An 18756-nucleotide genomic window follows, 5' to 3' on the forward strand; every position below is an offset into this window, starting at 1 on the left:
TTCTGAAATCTGCTTCAAAATCTGCATCAGAATTTTCAGCAAAAAACTTGTAAGCTTTAGATTTTATCTTTTGTCTTTATATCTGGTAAGAATCAAGACTCCTTCGTAATTATCTTTTTTTACTCCTTGTAAAATAATCGTATCGTTATTATAATATAATAATTTCCTTTTAAAAGTATGGTAAGACTTTGTTTTGGGATTATACACACTCTCAATACTAACAGTTGAATCGTTTATGATAAACCATTTTTCAGGATTATACATATTATGATTTGGAATAATCTCTAAACTCTTAGTTGTCGAATTATTTATGTATTGAAGCTGTTTTCCATCAGAAAAAAAGTTACTAACACGATAAGGATAGAAAGAATGAGAGCTGTCAATGCTGTAGACATACCACTTTTTCCCTTTTTCACTTGAAAAAATATTTTTTATTTTTTCATTTTTCTCTTTTTGACATGATAAAAGCAAAACTAAAATTAAACAAAAATTAATCTTCTGGATGTTTAATATTTTCATATGATGTTGTTTTGTATAATTTATTACCTACCTCAGGCGTAATTGTTGTACTGGTTGGCAGGCCATTTCCTCCACTAAATGTATTTATATATACGTCTCCTGAATTTTTTTGATTATATGTGTCAATCATATCCATATGGTTGTTTCCATAACTAGATTCTTTTTGAGCTGCGTTCAGCACATGTTGAGCAAAACTTACTGCTTGTCCAGCTCGATATGCTTCTGTTGTTTTACTAAAATCAGGATTTATTGCTTCATTTAAGTATACTTTAGAATGCATTTCAAAGGTATAAGCTCCAGTAAATTTTTCATTTTTATGTCCAAACCTTCCACCCTCATGATTTAATGTAGATTTTATGTTATATAAATTATTAAAAATGCCACTTTTTAATTCAGATATGTTGAAGAAAATATTTTTACTATCAGGATGAGTAAATGCCGAAAATCCATATCCAGTCGCTACTCCAGTGTAGCCTCCAATATTTTTTTGACTTGAATAATGTGCTAATATATTTGATACAGCTTTCAGTGTCCCTCTTTTACTATAATTTAACTGTGAAAGTTTTGCCTCACCTTGGTCGGTATGTACTATAATATTATTTGTTTTTTTATTATCTCTATACATAAATCTTCCATGTTTATTAAAATGGTCATCTTTTGGCTCCATTCCCGTAGGATCTGTATAACGTACAGGATTATCAAATGCATAAGTATATGGCGACCAACGAGGCATTTTCTCCGCCAGTGGATCCACACCATACCAGATGCTTAACCTCGGATTATAATATCTGGCTCCATAATAATATAAAGCGGTTTCGCTGTCCAACTCTTTAGCATTAAATTTGTACGGATTTTTATACTTACCGATGACCTGCTGTTCAACGAACGTTTCACCGAAAGGTAAATTTAAGAAAAACTGCGTTGCCAAACCATTACCGTCGGTGACAAATGTTGCGGTCCCGAGCTGGTCTCCGTGCAGGTAATAAATCCCGTTTTGAGAAACAGGAGCCTTCAGCTGTGCATCTATGGCTTCCATATCCAGGCCTGCTTTCTCGGCATACGTTCTGAAACCTGCTTCAAAATCTGCATCTGCAACGCCGGAACTTCCCGATACTGCCGTAGAATCTGCAGATTTACTGATCTGACCGGTATTGCTCATCAGATAGCTCGCAATTCGCTGCGTACCTGCGTAGTAATGCTTAGTATACTTTCCATCGGAAGTCACGGTCATATACGGATTAGGATATACGGAATAGGACCGAAGCGACATGGAACCATCCACTAAAGCCCCGTTCTGATAGAGCTTAGCGCTTTGATTCAGATTATATTTAATCGTTCTTTCACCCTTATCATCATATACATTGTACTGATATACACCCGCTTCATCGGCATGGTAGGCCTTCAGGTTATCTTCCTCATCCCAGAACATAAATTTATGGTCATCCGTAAGTGCATCCGTGGTAACATTCCCATTATTATCATATTTAAACATATTGGTGACTGAAGTAGCCTGGTCTAAAACCGTTGATACTTTATGGGTTCCGCTGAAATAATTATATTTATTATTATAGGTATTCACAGGGTTTACCACGCCAAGGCTGCTTACACTCTGGCTTTTTGTATTGATGCCGCTGCTCGGGGTGTAGGTAAGCGATGTCGAATAGCTTGAGGTTACATTATTCGGGTCTGTATGCTGATCTTTCAGGTTTTTAAGCACAGCGCCTTCTGAATGCGTAAGACGGTTAAGTGCATCATAGCTGTAAATGAACTCATAGCTTCCTCCCAACTGGTTAGGCGTAAGAGGGCTGTCATTTGTAATTTTTGTAATGTTATTTGCCAGATCATATTTATACGAATTGGCCAGGAATGTTGTATAGCCATCCTTTTTCAAAACATGCGTGTCTAAGATTCTCTGTTTAGGCAAATAAGTAAACAAAGAATAGGTATCGTTCCCGTTTAACACTTTTGTGCGCTGTCCATAAGTGTCGTACTCGATATTCTTAATGTAAAACACATTCTTATCATTCCTGATTGTCTTCAAGTTTCCGCCCAGGTCATATAAATACTGCACCTGTTCCCCATCAGAATACATGATGTATCTGATTCGGTTCCAGCTGTCATATCCAAATCTGGTGGTAAAATTCATTGTCGGGATATTATAACCCATTACAACTCTTTTTTCGTAAATCAGCTCACCCATATTTCCATATTGATAGTCGCTGTTGCCTGTGCCGTCAATTTTTCGGGTAATCCTGCCTTTCCCTGTACCTGTGGTACCGTATTGATAGGTCACATTGGATGGATTTGCAGTTCCATTAGGAAGATTCGGATAATAAATATTGGTTAACCTGTTATAGTTGTATTTGTACCAGATATAGGTTTGCGACAGCCCTGAATTGACCAGATTAGCAGTGTATTTTTTAACCAGGTTTCCGGCTGCGTCATATTCGAAATTTGAAATCTCGCGGTCGGGATGGTTTTCCGTAATTCTCCTTCCTGCCATGTCGTACTGATAACCGGTTGTCATTCCATCAGGATCCGTGGCATAGACCAAATCACCTACTGAATTATATGAAAACGTTGTAATCAGCGGCTGACTACCAATATGACTTATGGTTTTTACCGTTCTTCCCTCTGCATCGCTCAGTTTTTCTGTTCTCATCAGGACAGACGTGTTCTGCATTTTTTCGCTGGTTACCTTAAACATTGCGTTATCAATGGCATATTTATTTTCCGTCTGGTTTCCGTCTTCGTCAAAACTATATATCACTCTATCCTGAGCGTCGTATTGTGCAGATGTATAGAATACTGCTGTACTAAGCTTTAATTTCTTGTTAAGTACCGCATCTTTAGCTTCATCCGTAGGATGATACTGCCTAACAGGCCTTCCGAAGATATCATACCATGTGATCCCGGATACCGACATTTTTTCTGTTCCCGCTATATCTATATCTTTTTTTACCTGTACGGTTTTTCCGGTAAAATCGGCCAGACTGATCGTCTCGATAGGATTCGCAGGATGCAGCGGGTCGAAATTCTGGGTGATTGAACCGTAAAGTTTCGGTGCCGTATTTCCTGTACCTAACGGAGAGGTAAAATAACTGTACTGTACCGTGTAAGGCGATACTCCAGCCTCTTTAGGGGCAAGAACAGATGATGTGCGCCCAAATGCATCATAGGTGTATTTTATTTTATTGCCGCTTGGATCCGTTGATTCCAGTACCGCATCCCACTTAGGATCGTAAATAGCGGAGGAAAATACATTGAAATTATCCGTTACTTTAAGTACATATTTTCCTGTCAGATCGTATTCATAAGTCAGAGTATAACCCGTAGGATAGGTTATCGTTTTAACATTCCCAAACGTATCGTAGGTCATATTCGTAAGTGCAGACGTTCCGAGAGTAAGCATGACATTAATCTGAGTGACGTCACCTGTATTCTGATCAACCTGGGTACTTCTCTGGCGGAGCAGCGTATTGTTGTTTGAGAATACTTTGATTTCTGATGGGATATCCAGAATATTGGCAGCTAATAATGTCGGATAACTATGGTACAAAATAGTCGATGAATAGCTTCCCGAAGCGACATTACTATTATATTGATACTTGGTAACCTGTCCCTTTGTATTATAAGTGATCGAACGGCTCGTTGTAAGTGAGATGCCGCCTTCATAATTTGTGCTAGTAGTTCCTGAAGGTAGTATCATAGCCATCCTGTTCCCTTCGGTACCTCCGACATCATATGTTTCAAATTGAGCTGAAGGGAGTTCTGCGATCTCCGTATGATTATTTGTATAATTATACAATTTATAGGTATTGTCCGTAGTAGCGCTTAGCACACCATTAGCATAAATGTCAGTTCTGCGTTCCAGCCCATTATTGAAATAGGTACTGTTGTGATAAGTCTGTACTGCCTTTCTGTATACTGACGTACCGTTCATGCTTTCAGCTGTAACGGTTTCAAAGCCGTATGATGTTCTCTCTCTTCTGTCAAATTTGGAATTTTCATAGCGAAATTTAGTCACCATATCCTTATCAGTAGCCGACTGCGTATATGTAGGAGAGTTAATATCCGGATTTAAAATCTTCACTTCGCTCATCACCAATTTTGAATGTGCATCATTATAGGTAGGCTTGCTAAATTCGTAGTTAATAGTAAATGCTCCTTGTGAATCAGCTTCACTTACTTTGGCAAGCTTGTTAGTTCTTCCGATTCTGGAATAATTAACCTGCAAGCCGTTTCCATTATTCACCACGAGATCAGGATAGCCGTCACCGTTTACATCCCGCATCCCTTTATTGATTTCTGATACGGTAGTACCCAGGCTTCCACTCAAATCAGATCCAAATCTGAGGTACAGAAGCGTGATTCCAAAAAATGTAACTAGCGGAAGATTTGCGTAATAGCCAACATTTATGGTCAACCCACCATTATAGTTTCTACTTTCGTTCCCATAATTAAGCGCTCCACCTATTTTACTCAAAGATGTTGGAGACGCAAATTTATTGCCCATATTATAACTCACATCAGCGCCTCCATTATCATCTACTGTAATTAGATCCGCTAAGCCATCGCCGTTCACATCCTGAAATGTTTTCTTAGAGGTCCCAGTTGATGAAGATGCAGTAATATTGCCAGAAATACCAAAACCCTGGCTGAATGTGGAGGTTGCAGAAATCAGACCGGAGAGACCGGGACCAATACTTATAGATGCTGCTCCGACCGGTTTTGAATTGTAGGTGTCCAGTCCTGAATATATCTCATATGGTGAATCTATCAATCCGGTCCCGTAGTTGAGCTTATACTGGTATTCAGTTCCGTTGTTATCTACCCTGTCTACCAGTCCGTCACCATTGATGTCTGCCCAGAATTTCAAACCCTTATCATATGAGTTGGGATAGGTTGAATAACCGAGTCCTCCTGACCAGGCGGTAGATTCATCACCTTTAGCATCTGAACCTTTATTGCCGACCATCCGTCCCACGGTCTTTACAGCAGCATTGGAGAACGCTATTGTATTCGTTCGCTGGAAACTGTCTGCTGTTGATATAGGTGAATCGCTGCTGTTCTCAAGGTTCCTGCCTTGAGCTCCTTTAAGGCCTCCAAGCGCATTGGTTAGCTGAGACTGGTCTCTGTAAATCATATCCGGATAACCATCACCATTCACATCAAAGAAATCCTGGGTATTGAGATTGCCATATCCCCTTAACTGAGATGTTGAGGTAGATATTACGGGAATGCCAAGCCCCCAGTTTGTGGTCTTAGCCATACTCTTTTGCTTTTTTTCAATCGCATACATTTCCGAAGCAGTATTGCCCTGTACTTCTACGTCTCCTTCGTCAGGATCATCTGTTACAAAAAACGGGTCTATGCTTTCTTCGTCCCGGAAACTTGATGGCATTGAATATTGTTCGGTAAAGAAACCATTGATCCACTTTTGCAGGAAGGCATTTCCCTTTTTCATATTATAAGTAATCATTGATACAATAGGATTCATCCCTGCCAGTATATTGGTATTGCCGATGTTTTGAAAATCTGCCTGTGCAATATCTCCGATACATTCTGCGTAGTCATTCGCATTTGTGTTACCTGCACATGAACTGAAATCTGTATTAAACGCACCAAAAGGGTTATCAAGGAATTCACTGTTGATCAGTGCTCCATACTGGTCTTTCGGTGTATTTGGATTGGGTACGTAATCAGGTCCGTTGCCTGAGATAGGACCAGTCTGAGGATCGCGTGGATCGGGTGGGGTAAGAGGGTTTTTTCCCTTTATTACATCTTTACTTTCATCATAAATAAACTGGCCCCAATTGTGGTACACTGCACTGATACCATTGAATTCTCCCGTATTGACAGATGTTTCAGTCGTTCCCGATAGAAGGAACTTATTTGGTCCGTAATAAATATTAAATAGCTTTCCCTGAAGCTGTGTTCTTAAGGCATTATAAGCTGCGCGGTCATTTGGTGTAATACAGAAAACCAAAATATTGATCTTATCATTAAGCTGTACAGACTGGTAGGGATTTCCGGAATAGAAGAGGATAGGATCTATTCCCGCTATAGCAGTTCCACTCATGGTTGTTTCAGATAATCCTGAAGCATTGATCTGAACTCGTCTTTTATCAATGACCAAGCCGTTCTTCTTAATAATGTAAATAAAGTTTCCAGGCAGTGCGGGGCTAAAGGTAAATGATTTATTGACGGATATAAAGTAGTCATTGCTTCCCTGCGGGGCATTTCCAAGATCAGCAATATGGAACTTTTTCTTCATGTCTGCTATAAAATATGACGGGTAGTCGGCAATATCATGCACTGTGGCCATGTTCTGTCCGTTTTTAACCTCAATATTTTTCCACTCTAAGTCTTTATTCATGTAGGAGTCGGATTCTACAGAAAATTTCAGGTGCCATCCTCCAGGGGTAATTGACTGAGGAGCAAAAGAAAGATTGACCGGATTTATATTAGCTGGCGCAGAAGATTGCAGATAGGTTTTCTCATATAATATCTGAATGTCGGTGACAGGATCTACCACATCGGTCTTTGAAAGCGTAATTGAATATCTGACTTTATCATTCAGTTTGGGAACGGTAAAACCAGGTATATTAATTGTGTTGCTCGGTGCTGTTACAGAAAAATTAAGGGTCTTCACCAGATTATTAAGAAAAAATTTCTGTTCATATTTCAAAGCATTTGGCTGGAAGCCGTCCTGCTCTTCATCAGGGGAATCTGCAATCTCGACTCCATTGCTATTCACATACTTCACGATTGGTGATGTATTAACCACATAATTAGTTCCTGTCTTCTTATGAAGTCTAAAATAGATTTTATCACCGGATTTAACCGCTATTCGGTCTGCATTGGCAATACCCAATGGGATAGCAGGGTAAGTATTGTAACGCTCTATAGTTAGCGAGAAAGGTGCGTTTCCACCACTTAGTTTCCTAAGGAACAGCCGCCCGTTTTTCGGCATATTCAGGGGGTCCTTCATTTCAATGGAATAAATAGCCTGTGCTTCACTTACAGGGTCTGCCATTGAAATGATATCGGAGATTTTAATAAATCCTGACTTAGGCGCAATCCATACTTTTACAACATCATTTTTTGCCTTAACAGGTTCTTCATTATCTCCCTCATCGTCTTCAGGCTCAGTGTAAGGCAAAACTATATTGTCCTTAAGGACCATATTTTCTGTCAGATCGCTGGTGGTTACCATCTCTGGTTGCCCGTTATCTTTGATCTTATTAAACCAGACCTTATTGTCTTTAACAATATCCGGGAGACCGTCCGAATTTGCGTCTATGAGATAAACTGGAGTGGAAGTTTTGCTTTTAGACCAGCTCTTGGTTAGGTCAAAGCCCATCTTCCACCAGTTGAAAAGAGCAGTAACTCCATTATTAGAGGTGGTTCCGGTGGTTCTAGTAAAATTGCTTTTTAAGTTTAAGATATCTTTCTCTCCGGAAACAAACTGTAAATTGCCATTATTATCAAGACTTCCCGGAATAATCCTAAGCCCGTTATCACCATTTCTTTTCCTATAAAGAATATCTGAGATACCATCGCCATTGAAATCAATAAGTTCTATAGCTTTCTTGATATCAGGATACGATTCACCTTTAAAGCCTGAAACCATAAAATTCTTGTCACCTGTTCTGTGTGGCTTCAGTAATCCCAGCCCAACACCGGCACGGACTGACCAGCCCCATTCCAGGTTATTGTCAGCACTGATCTTTGAAGGGGTAAGCAGGGAATTAACAACTCCGGAAAAAGCATCCGGAGATGGTGCTGAAACAAATTTGTCAGCTCCGAAAATGGTATTTCCGGCATCATTATGATAGTCAAGCTGATAATTTACACCGGGACCACTAATTTTTTGGAGTAAGCTTTTATAGAATGCGCCTGTCGTATATCCAAAAGTATATTGCCTTATAGTACCGGAATTTGTTCCGTTTGGATCCGTATAGGCAACTTGGATTCCTTCCAGTAGCATGGTCTCCACTCTCTTTAAACCCTCTTTGGCATTAATTGAATAATCCGGCCTGTCATATTTCTGACTGTAAAAAGAAACCCAGTATGGGCCATCGGCATCATTTTTACCGCTATAGGTGATTTTTTCAATATGGAACTGCCGTCCGTTATCAAGATTGACATTATCACCGGTAACCGGTGCTGTGCCTGCATGTAAAACCTTGTTATCATAGTAATACTTAATATTGTTATTATGAACATCAAGTTCTTTGGTAATGCCCCACTGAACAATTTCATTGTTGTCTGTTTTTACAACAGCATTGTCATTTACTGTTGCACCATCACCGCCATAGTATTTTTTTGTGCCATCTGTAGTAGTAACGATCCAGGTATAGGTCTTTGGAGTATTTCCATATCTCTCTATTCTTGTGAATCCATTATTTTTTCTGAGATAAAATGTCTTTTTACCGGAATTATTTCTCGGTTGTCTGCCAATGTTATAAACTCCGTTACTTGTGGTATGGCGGTGTGGCAAATAGTCTCCTTCGTAGACCAGCATTTCCCCATCCAGCAGATAAATCTCAGATTCAAAACCAGGATCAAAAGTAGGGGTGCCCCATCGGGTATCAAGCGTAATTCCTGATACGCCTGAAATGTCCCATCCTTCACCCATCCAACCGTTTCCTTTGCTGCTGCTATAAGAAATGGAAATATTAGGCTGCATCCCCTGAACTCCGGAAGGAATAACTACAGGATATGACAGAGCTGCATCACCTCTCTGGTTTGGTGATGGCGCTGATATCAGTTGAACAGCCGACATAGGATCAGCCGTTTTTAAACCACTGATTGTGGTTGGGGCAAATGCGTTGATCTGTGGTGATTCCGGAACTGAAATAATTCCATTGATGTAATCACCATCACCCTTACTTTCAATAGTAACTGTTTTATTTTCCTCATCAACTACGGCTGACTTTTCCAGCTTCCACTGTTTTTCAGCATAATCAAAATAAAAGGTTTTGATATCCTTAGCAGGTGTTAAACCCAGTCGCTTCGGATCAAAAGGAATAGTAAGTTTAACATTTTTAGTCAGTTTCCCTTTGACCTGGAGTCTGTATGCACCTGAAGCGGGAGTGATATTTTTTATTCCCTGTGTCGTTGTGGGAATATCCTTTTCCCGAAGGCTGGAGAAATCTATTTGGGAAAAATTCAAGGTACTCTCTTTTTCTATACTGATTGAAGCTTCCTGAAACGAAATATGATATTCTTGATCATTCAAAATTTGAATGCTTTTTGTTTCCGTATAAGGAGTAAGGAGAGTATTAAAAGACTGTTTATTATTTGGAATTTTATAATTTGTAGTAATGCCATCGGCAGAAACAGTGAAAAATTCTTTACGCTTTTCTTTATCAGATAATTTGATTATTTTCTCAAACTCATTGTTTTTTAGTATAATATGCTCGCTATTGATGAGAAGATTATTTCCTGCAAAGCTTCCTTTTATATAAAGTTTATCTTCAGAAAGCAGAGTGTTTATTACCAATTCGGAAATCGGCTGTCTTGAATTTTCACATACTATTTTAAGGTCTTTCACCTTATATTTTACTCCGTTTGCAGGCGAGGTAAACAGAACTGTGTTAATACCTGCTCTTAATAGATGTCCATTAATTTCTTCTTTTTGATGGGCCCACTGCCCACTTGGTATCACAATTTCGCCGCCAATAGCAATATTTTGATTAATGGATCTCGGAACAGACTGATGTGAAGCCAGCCCAAAGAGTTCATATTCCAAATATACTTTGCAGTTCTTCTTAATATCGCTAGGAATCTCTATTGTAAAAAAGTTATCAGTTAGCTGATCCTGTTCCTTCTCTGAAAATGTACCGATTGTTCCTTGCTTTTCCTTAGAAGTGTATATGCCAATTATTGTACGAGCCGGTGAAAGGACTTCGGAAGAAGTACCTAATGGAAAAGCTTCTGTCTTTTTGAAACTAGTTTTTATACTGTTCTTTTGATGTCTGTCTGAATTAGCCTCATAGGCCCTTGCTTCTATATTCGCAAGGGAACTAGCCTCCAGGTCTGTTGAATTTTTAAGATTTAATTTAAGTATCAACTCTCTTTTGAATTCCCATACTTTTTGTCTGTCTTCTTTGGTGAAGCTTGCGAAAACAAACATGCACAAAAAGAAAGACACTATCATACATAACTTCTTATTAAATGGAAGCCGTTTAACTTGTATTCTCATGGTATTAATTATTCTACGATTAGTTTGAATGTTTTGATGATTTTCCCATTTTGAGTAAGGTTGATAAGATAAGAACTCTGAATTGGCAGATGGTTCATATAAGATCTTGCACTGCTGCTGATTTTGTCTAATGCAAGCAGCCTTCCGCCTCCGTCATAAATAGAAATAATTAGACTTTCCATTTGCGGGAAAGTGATCGTAAAGTTTTGGTCTTTTTTTACTGGGTTAGGATACAGTGCAATTTTGGTGAGATCTAAAGAAAGATCTTTTTCATTGATTATTGGTCTTGGATTCTGACTTCCATTTTCAGGCTTTATATCTTTCAAAGGACCTACTGCAAAACTGAAATGAGTGGTATTTTCAGAATCAAATGGGTCAATAAAATCTACTTTGCTGAAGACAATATAGCTCCCATTTTCATTGCCTTTAATTTTTCTAACTTCTTCATTATCTTTCTTTAACAGGAGCCAATAGCTTAGAGGAGCGGATTTAGGATTAATGGCTTCTTTTGATATTCTTACCTGATAATTAGTTTTTGGAATATCATTTCCAATAAAATTTATTTCCCAACTTCTTTCAAGGATATCCATATCCTTTTCAGATCGTAAGGACATTGACTTGTTATCATCAGACCAAATCACAAAATTATTGTTATCGAAAACGGTCCTGTTTTCGGAATTTGTCCTCTGAATTCCATTCATTCCTATAGCTAAAAATAGATCAGACTGGTTGGAAGACTGTTTCTGATTAAGCTCGTTACCATCATCTCTTCCCAGTCCTGTAGGCCTGAAGATGTAATCCTTATGTTTTTCAGGGTCCCAAAGTATCATGCCGTCACTTCCATAATATTTTCCTTTTTCAAGCGAAATTCCATATTTTATAGAGAGGTAAGAGTGTATTTTGTTCAGTTCCATTGTTTTAGATTTCTTCGGAACGAAAATCAGTTCATATAAATTTTGATCTTCAAATTTTATCTTTAGACTGTCAGATTTTCCGTTTTCTGAGTCTGTTGTTCCACTGTAAGTGAATATGCTTGGTCTTTGATTGATTTTCCTAGACCGTTCTCCTCTTTTATAGGAGGTATTTGCCAATAAAACATTATTATCAGCATTATCCCAGATTATTTCATCCTCTTTTGAAGCATGTACCAGACTCAGTGTATGACTTTTATTTTTACTATACTTAATATACTTTTTGAGAAGCTTATCTTTAATCCCACAATGGAAGTTAAGTAGTTTTTCGTCGCTGCATCGGGTCGCTTCCCGCAAGTTGGGATTTGCCTTTTCCCATAGTTGTGCTTCAGAGCTTATAACCTGAGAATAAACATATAACGAGTGAAAAAACACGAGAAGTGTGAAAATCTTTATACAGGAATTTTTATACATACAATAAAGAATGAAATGGTTATTAAAATGGTTTGGATATCTGAAAAGGTGGGTAAGAAATATAATATCATTGTATCGTTAACCTGAAACAATGATCAATCTTAAAATAAGATATGGTAATCGAAAATTAGATTTTAAGACATTAAACATGGTATATTAGTGGTATTAATTTTATGAAATAAAGATATAAAAATAACCTGATAATTATTAAATAATTAATAATTTTATTTATTGTATAAAAATAGTATTGATTTATGTCTGAAAAAATAATGAAAATGTATATAGATGTTATTGTTTGTTGCTAATTTCTTATAGTGATTTTAAGGCTTGGTTTATAAAATATTATTTGTAAAGAATCATGTTTTTATCACAAAGACTATGGACACATAAAATTTAATATATCTTCTATAACACAGCCACTACTACAATTAAACCATAAGATCAAAACTCATCAATACAGCTGTTTCCGCAGAATCTGGATATCTTTTTGTATTGATTCCGGTAAATGTAAAGCCGCATTTCAGGTAAAACCGGATCGCCGGGTAATTGGTATTCTGGGTTTCAAGTTCTACGATTCTGCAGTTCAGTTCTCTTGCTTCCCGGTTAACTGCTTTTATGAGCATCCTGCCTACATTTTGGTTTCTGAAAGGTTCATTGACTAAAATAGTTTCAATAAAAAGGCTGTGGTTTGATGCTCTGAAATCACAGATGGCCCAACCGATCAGTTCCCCTTCATGAAAAGCGCCGAAAGAATGTTTCTGTTCAATGATGGTATTGAGTTGAGCAATGTGTTCAGGTTCTGTCGACCAGACTTTCATATACGACTGTTTTTTCTCTCTTAAGCTGAATTCAAAAGCACTTCCCATCTCAATGGCTGAAACAGCATATATCGTATCGGTTTGGTAGCCGGTTAAACCCCATTTTACCTTAAGGTTATCCGTAAGCTTGTTTAATTTCTTTATTTCCATTGGTTTTATAGGATTTAGATAATCATTTCTTCATCAGTTATTAACTGTACATGAGGACCGTTAGCAGGATATGATTCCAACCCTTTTTTATGCTTATATTTTACAGCATATTTTCCAGCTATGCTTTGTACTCTGTTTCCGAAAGAATGAATATTAACAATCTGAAGATGCTCTTTGGTCTGACGTCCGTTGGTGAAAAAAAGCATCAGGTTGACAAAATCATCCTTTTCATAATCATAGTAATAGAAAACGGAGATATTTTCCTGGTGACATGCTTCGGTCAAATCATTAATAAAGTTCTTTTTTAGAGGTAGGGAGAGATGACAGTCTATCCGCAATGAAAAGTTTTCTGCATTATATTTTTTAAAGTCTGAGCCTACGAGTTGAATGAAATTATGTTTGTTTTTGTCATCGATACCTTCCCAATCTGCATCAAAATCATAACGGGTTTCCAAATGAAAAGGAATTTCATGATCTGCTAGAGTTGCATTCTCATTTTCTAAGAGTTGTTCAATCTCTGACACCAGTTGAAAATGATAATCGAATAAATTGTAGTCTCCTGTTTCTATCAATAATTGGTTCCCGCTTGTTTTGATGGTTAAATACGCCATTCTATATTTAGATTTCAATATTTTTACAGCGGACAGGAAATTTCCGGTATTCTGAACACAGATTCTTGCCTGAAGCTGGGCCGGATTATTGACATGTCCTCCGAAGCCGTTTAAAAATCTGAAGTATTTAAAATCATATAAGCCTTCAGGAAACCGATAATACCAATATACTCCTAAAATCATTTTAATGACCTATGGATTCCGATTTAAACTCATTCCTCTTCATTACATAAAGAATGATTTGTATAAAAGCCAGTACTGAAATTACAGCCACCCTTATCATTGCGTTTTCCGAAAATCTTTTTCTGATCACTTCCATATAGCTGATCTTTTCAATAGTAAATTTTTTCAGATGATCGATGTCCGAAAAACTATTTACCCTGGCGATTTCGGAGCTTATTTCAGCTTCATTCAGTGTAGTGGCGACATTAATGAGGGTAATATTGCTCATCAAAAGCCATCCGAATAATAAGATTGAAACACATAAAAGAAAAGGTCTGAAAAGTTTCATTAATTAAAGATTTATGCAGGAGTTCTGTCCTTCCAAATGTAAAAAAATCAATCCGAAAAAAGTGAAAAACTTACAGCTATTATGACTTTCATGGTGCCGTTGTATACTGTTTAATAATTATCGCTTGCATGACTTGCTTGCCTTTACACGAATACCAGTAGAATGTTACTTTTTTATAACAATCGGAAGGATTAAATTTAATTAAAATTTCACATCCTGAAAATTTCAAAACCTGTAAATTTGTTCTCAATAAAATTTTACGAATGCTTAGGAAAATTTCGGTTGTGGCGGTCGCTTTTTTGTCCGTTATCACAACCCATGCGCAGAAGAACAGGAATTCTCAGTTGGAAAGGCCCAAATTGGTAGTGGGGCTAGTAGTAGATCAGATGAGGTGGGATTACCTGTACCGCTTTTATAATAAATACGGCAACGATGGTTTTAAAAGACTGTTGAATACCGGCTATTCTTTAAACAATGTTCATATTCCTTATGTTCCTACCGTTACAGCCTTAGGTCACACCTGTATTTATACCGGTTCTGTTCCGGCGATCCACGGGATTGCAGGAAATGACTGGACAGATAAAGAAACAGGGAAAAATGTGTATTGTACTACCGACGAGAGCGTACAGCCAGTTGGTACTACCAATGTAAAAGTAGGAAGCCATTCTCCAAAAAACCTGTGGTCAACCACCGTGAGTGACGAATTAAGGCTGGCGACTAATTTTCAGGGGAAAGTAGTGGGTGTTTCCCTGAAAGACCGTGCTTCCATTCTTCCGGCAGGCCATACCCCGAACGGTGCCTATTGGTTTGATGATTCTACCGGAAATTTTATTACCAGCACCTGGTATATGAATGAACTTCCGCAATGGCTGAAGTCATTTAATGCCTTAAACCTTCCGGATAAGCTGGTGGCGAATGGTTGGAATACGCTGCTTCCAATCGGTGAGTATACCGAAAGTTCACCGGACAATTCATCATGGGAAGGATTATTGGGCAGCGCTAAAACTCCTACGTTTCCTTACAGCAATCTGGCGGCTGATTATAAGTCCAAAAAAGATAATATCCGTTACACGCCGTTTGGGAATACACTGACTTTAAAGTTGGCAGAAGCGGTGCTGGAAGGAGAAAAGTTAGGAAGTGATGATTTTGTGGATATGCTGGCGATTAATCTGGCGTCTACAGATTATGCAGGACATAAATTCGGTCCTAATTCTATTGAGGTAGAGGATGTGTATTTACGCCTAGACCAGGATTTAGCACAATTTTTCAATTACCTGGATGCTAAAGTGGGGAAGGGAAAGTATATGGTTTTCCTTTCGGCAGATCATGGAGGAGCTCATTCTGTAGGATTTCTGCAGGAGCATAAAATAACTACAGGGTTTTTCGGTGATGGAATGGAGCTGAATATGAATAAGAAACTGAAAGAAAAATTTGGCGTGGATAAACTGATCAATGCAGTGGATAATTACCAGATTTATTTTGACAGGAAATTATTGAAAGATAATAATATATCCCTCGATGACGTGAAGGACTTCACGGTTCAGGAGATTGAAAATGACCCGAATGATCTGTATGCTGTTTCAGTGACAAAGGTACAGGAAGCTACAATTCCGGAACCTATCAAGCAGAGAATCATCAACGGAATAAACAGGCAGAGAAGCGGAGATATTCAGCTGATTTCTCACGATTCCATGCTTCCGCCGTATGCAAAAACGGGAACTACGCACAGCGTGTGGAATTCTTATGACGCCCATATTCCATTAATTTTTATGGGTTGGGGAATTCAGCATGGCGAAAGCGATAAGCCTTATAATATGACCGATATCGCGCCAACGGTTTCTTCTTTGCTGAAAATTCAGTTTCCGAGCGGAAATATCGGTAACCCGATCACGGAAGTTACAGGTAAATAAAATACTTTTAAATAACAGAATCTGAAAATCCTTAACACCAGTTGAGGATTTTTTTATTAAATGAAAATTTTAGTACCGTCAATTCTCACAAGTTCCTGTTTTTCCATCTTTTTAATCGTCCGGATCACTGTTTCTATACGCATGCCGGTAAGCGATGCCAGCTGTTGTCTTGTGTAAGGAATGGGATAAGAAAACTTTTCTTTAAAGCCGAAATGACTCTTAACATGGTTCATGATAAGATGAAGCTTAGCAAGAGGATCCTGAAACGAAAACGGAGCGGCAATGATATACCGGTAATGCATACGGTCTGCCGTATAAGAATACATTTTAAAAAAAAGTTCAGGTTTTTCTTTCAGCATTTCCATCAGCTTGGTCTTTTCAAGCCTTATAATGTTACAGTCTGTAATGGCAATGGCGTTGACTGCATATTTTTTGTCATGAAAAAGATAGGTTTCTGCTAGGCAATGGCCGTCAAATGGGATTCCATGGATAAACTCTTTACCATCTTCCAAAAAGCTGCTTAACTTTACAGTGCCTGATTTTATTTGTAAATAATATTTCGGAGTGTTATCTTCTTTAAAGATATATTCACCGGGGATATAGTTTTGCAGTTCAGCGCCATGGGAAAACAATAGGTTTTCGCAAATGATCATAAGCTAACAGTATTTATTTGTGATAAAATTAACGAATAAACATCTTGTTTAAAAATTAATTAATACCACATGCATGCCTTAGAAGTGCCTCTGATAAAGCAATTGCCTGCAATATGTCCAATATGAAGATTAATTATTTCATCAATATAAAATAAATGATTTCCAACATAAAACCCGCAGAGTAGACTTGCTCTGCGGGTTTTTTATTGATCGGTCTGTATTTAATCTTTGTTATTAATATTATCATCTTCATCAGCATACTGTTCTAAAAAATATGTGAAAGTAAAACCTTCCAGTTCTTCCTCCGCATCTTCGAGGGTAATCAGCAGGTCTTCAAATGTTTCGAGCTGATCAACAGTCATATTGACAAATTCAATGTGAAGCGGCATTTCCAGTTCGCCCGTAATAACATCGGATAACGCATCCAGATTGTTCCCGAAATGTTCAGGCAGGGTAATTTTTTCTTTCAATTGGGCATAGAAATCTTCATCATCTCCTATGTCCGTAAAATCTATATATAGTGTCTTCATATTCTTTATCTTAGTAAGGATTATTTTATATCCAACCTATTGCTCTTTAAAACTCTTGTAATGGTTTTTTGTCAGATAAACTTTGCCGTTTTTGGTAAATACAATACGATCTGCATTGCGGTTGCCACAATGGTAGTTGACATCAGCTTCATAATATGTTTCATCCTTTGGAAGGTTCCCTTCCCGGTTGCCGAAACAGTCCCCGCCAATTGCTTTTCCGGGCAGTACCTCACAGAGATTGCCTTTTGATGGATCCCAGCCCTGACTTCTGGCTTCGTTTTTACTAATATAATATGCGGGCAGGGTATGGTTCTTTTTTACATAGTCAACAACCGTCTTTTCTGCAGTCAGCTGATCAATTGATTGTTGAATTGTGTTGCCGGAATTCCCGTCTGCTGTTGCATACTCAACAACAGGATGTGTAGAAGGTGCTGATTTTTTATCTGCAATGAAATTATGATAAACATACATCACAGACATTCCGAAAAGAAGCCCCAGGCAGATAAAAAATAAGGATCTTGTTTTACCGGTCATATTTTTAATTTAAAATGTAGTAATTTAACAATGTTGGAATATACTAATACAACAGATAATTTACTGTTCTATTGGGAAACTTCCGGATTGTTACATTATTATCCTCTCCATTCCTCAGGAATATCGCAGATCGGGATCGGGACCATCTTGTGTTTAGCGGCTTTATGCATCCTGTCGAAAATCATAAACACCTCCTTATCGCGGCCTTCATAATCTGCAACAGCTTTTGTTCCATACTCCTTCTGGATTTTTTCAAGCTCAGGATAGGTCGCTCCAATTTGATCTTCATCAGTTCTTTCAGCATCCCACAGTCCATCTGTAGGAATCGCATTCTGGATGCTTTCGATAAGGTTCAATGATCTTGCCAGTTCATAGACCTCTGTTTTATATAGATCTGCAATCGGTGAGACATCCACACCGCCGTCACCGTATTTTGTATAAAATCCGATTCCGAAATCTTCCACTTTATTTCCGGTACCGCAAACCAAAAGTCCGTGGAGCTGTCCGAAATAATACAGATTCAGCATTCTGAAACGCGATCTTGTATTGGCCAGCGCAAGATTGTTATTGGCGTTGTCCTTCGCATGCTCTTCAACAATACTCTCAAAGCTTTCAAAAACCGGAGTCAGGTTTACTGTATGGCCTTTTACGTTTGGGAACCTCCTCTTTAAGTCTTCAATATGATCCTGTGCCCGGGTGATCTGATCAGCTTTCTGGCGAATCGGCATTTCCAGAAGCAGCACCTCAAGCCCCGTCATCGCACAAAGCGTAGAAACTACTCCGGAATCTACTCCTCCCGAAACGCCCAATACATATCCTTTCGCATTGGCTTTTGTGGCGTAATCTTTAAGCCAGTTCACAATATGGTCTGTTATTTTTTGTGTCTGCATTGTTTATATTTTAATTTTTTTAAGACGTTTCA

General features: G+C 38.1%; 11 protein-coding genes. 1 reads left to right on the forward strand and 10 read right to left on the reverse strand.

Annotation, left to right across the window (positions count from 1 at the left end; genetic code table 11):
- Window positions 1-63: 63 nt before the first annotated feature.
- From MKJ01_RS15985 to MKJ01_RS16010, 6 genes are all read right to left on the reverse strand, one after another.
- Window positions 64-519 carry a hypothetical protein gene (locus tag MKJ01_RS15985; RefSeq protein WP_241615124.1) on the reverse strand — a complete coding sequence of 152 codons (456 nt, stop codon included), beginning with the start codon at window positions 517-519 and terminating at the stop codon, window positions 64-66.
- The gene (locus MKJ01_RS15990; protein ID WP_241615122.1) at window positions 491-10687 is read right to left on the reverse strand and encodes a SpvB/TcaC N-terminal domain-containing protein; all 10197 of its coding nucleotides are present in this window, start codon (window positions 10685-10687) and stop codon (window positions 491-493) included. The genes MKJ01_RS15985 and MKJ01_RS15990 overlap by 29 nt, the downstream gene beginning before the upstream one ends.
- 53 nt (window positions 10688-10740) lie before the next feature.
- Window positions 10741-12078, reverse strand: a complete 1338-nt coding sequence (locus MKJ01_RS18965; RefSeq protein WP_241615121.1) for a T9SS type A sorting domain-containing protein — start codon at window positions 12076-12078, stop codon at window positions 10741-10743.
- A 467-nt stretch (window positions 12079-12545) separates the two neighbouring features.
- The gene (locus MKJ01_RS16000) at window positions 12546-13085 is read right to left on the reverse strand and encodes a GNAT family N-acetyltransferase (RefSeq protein ID WP_241615119.1); all 540 of its coding nucleotides are present in this window, start codon (window positions 13083-13085) and stop codon (window positions 12546-12548) included.
- A gap of 14 nt (window positions 13086-13099) precedes the next feature.
- Window positions 13100-13879, reverse strand: a complete 780-nt coding sequence (locus tag MKJ01_RS16005) for a hypothetical protein (protein ID WP_241615118.1) — start codon at window positions 13877-13879, stop codon at window positions 13100-13102.
- A 1-nt stretch (window position 13880) separates the two neighbouring features.
- Complete coding sequence (locus tag MKJ01_RS16010; RefSeq protein WP_241615117.1) at window positions 13881-14207, reverse strand: hypothetical protein; 327 nt, start codon at window positions 14205-14207, stop codon at window positions 13881-13883.
- A 263-nt stretch (window positions 14208-14470) separates the two neighbouring features.
- Here MKJ01_RS16010 and pafA point away from each other — a divergent pair, with 263 nt between their 5' ends.
- Window positions 14471-16117 (forward strand): alkaline phosphatase PafA, encoded by a 1647-nt coding sequence (pafA, locus tag MKJ01_RS16015; protein ID WP_241615116.1) that lies wholly within the window; start codon window positions 14471-14473, stop codon window positions 16115-16117.
- Between the two features lie 56 nt (window positions 16118-16173).
- Here pafA and MKJ01_RS16020 read toward each other — a convergent pair whose 3' ends face one another.
- From MKJ01_RS16020 to nadE, 4 genes are all read right to left on the reverse strand, one after another.
- Window positions 16174-16770: a Crp/Fnr family transcriptional regulator gene (locus MKJ01_RS16020; RefSeq protein ID WP_241615115.1), complete on the reverse strand. Its 597-nt coding sequence runs from the start codon at window positions 16768-16770 to the stop codon at window positions 16174-16176.
- A gap of 221 nt (window positions 16771-16991) precedes the next feature.
- Window positions 16992-17300: a barstar family protein gene (locus tag MKJ01_RS16025; RefSeq protein WP_241615114.1), complete on the reverse strand. Its 309-nt coding sequence runs from the start codon at window positions 17298-17300 to the stop codon at window positions 16992-16994.
- A gap of 36 nt (window positions 17301-17336) precedes the next feature.
- A complete protein-coding gene (locus MKJ01_RS16030) occupies window positions 17337-17834 on the reverse strand; it encodes a ribonuclease domain-containing protein (RefSeq protein WP_241615113.1) in 498 nt (165 codons plus the stop codon).
- Between the two features lie 98 nt (window positions 17835-17932).
- Window positions 17933-18724, reverse strand: coding sequence for an NAD(+) synthase (gene nadE, locus MKJ01_RS16035; RefSeq protein ID WP_241615112.1), 792 nt, complete (start codon window positions 18722-18724; stop codon window positions 17933-17935).
- Window positions 18725-18756 lie beyond the last annotated feature (32 nt).

The sequence above is a fragment of the Chryseobacterium sp. SSA4.19 genome (assembly GCF_022601875.1).
Classification (GTDB): Bacteria; Bacteroidota; Bacteroidia; order Flavobacteriales; family Weeksellaceae; genus Chryseobacterium.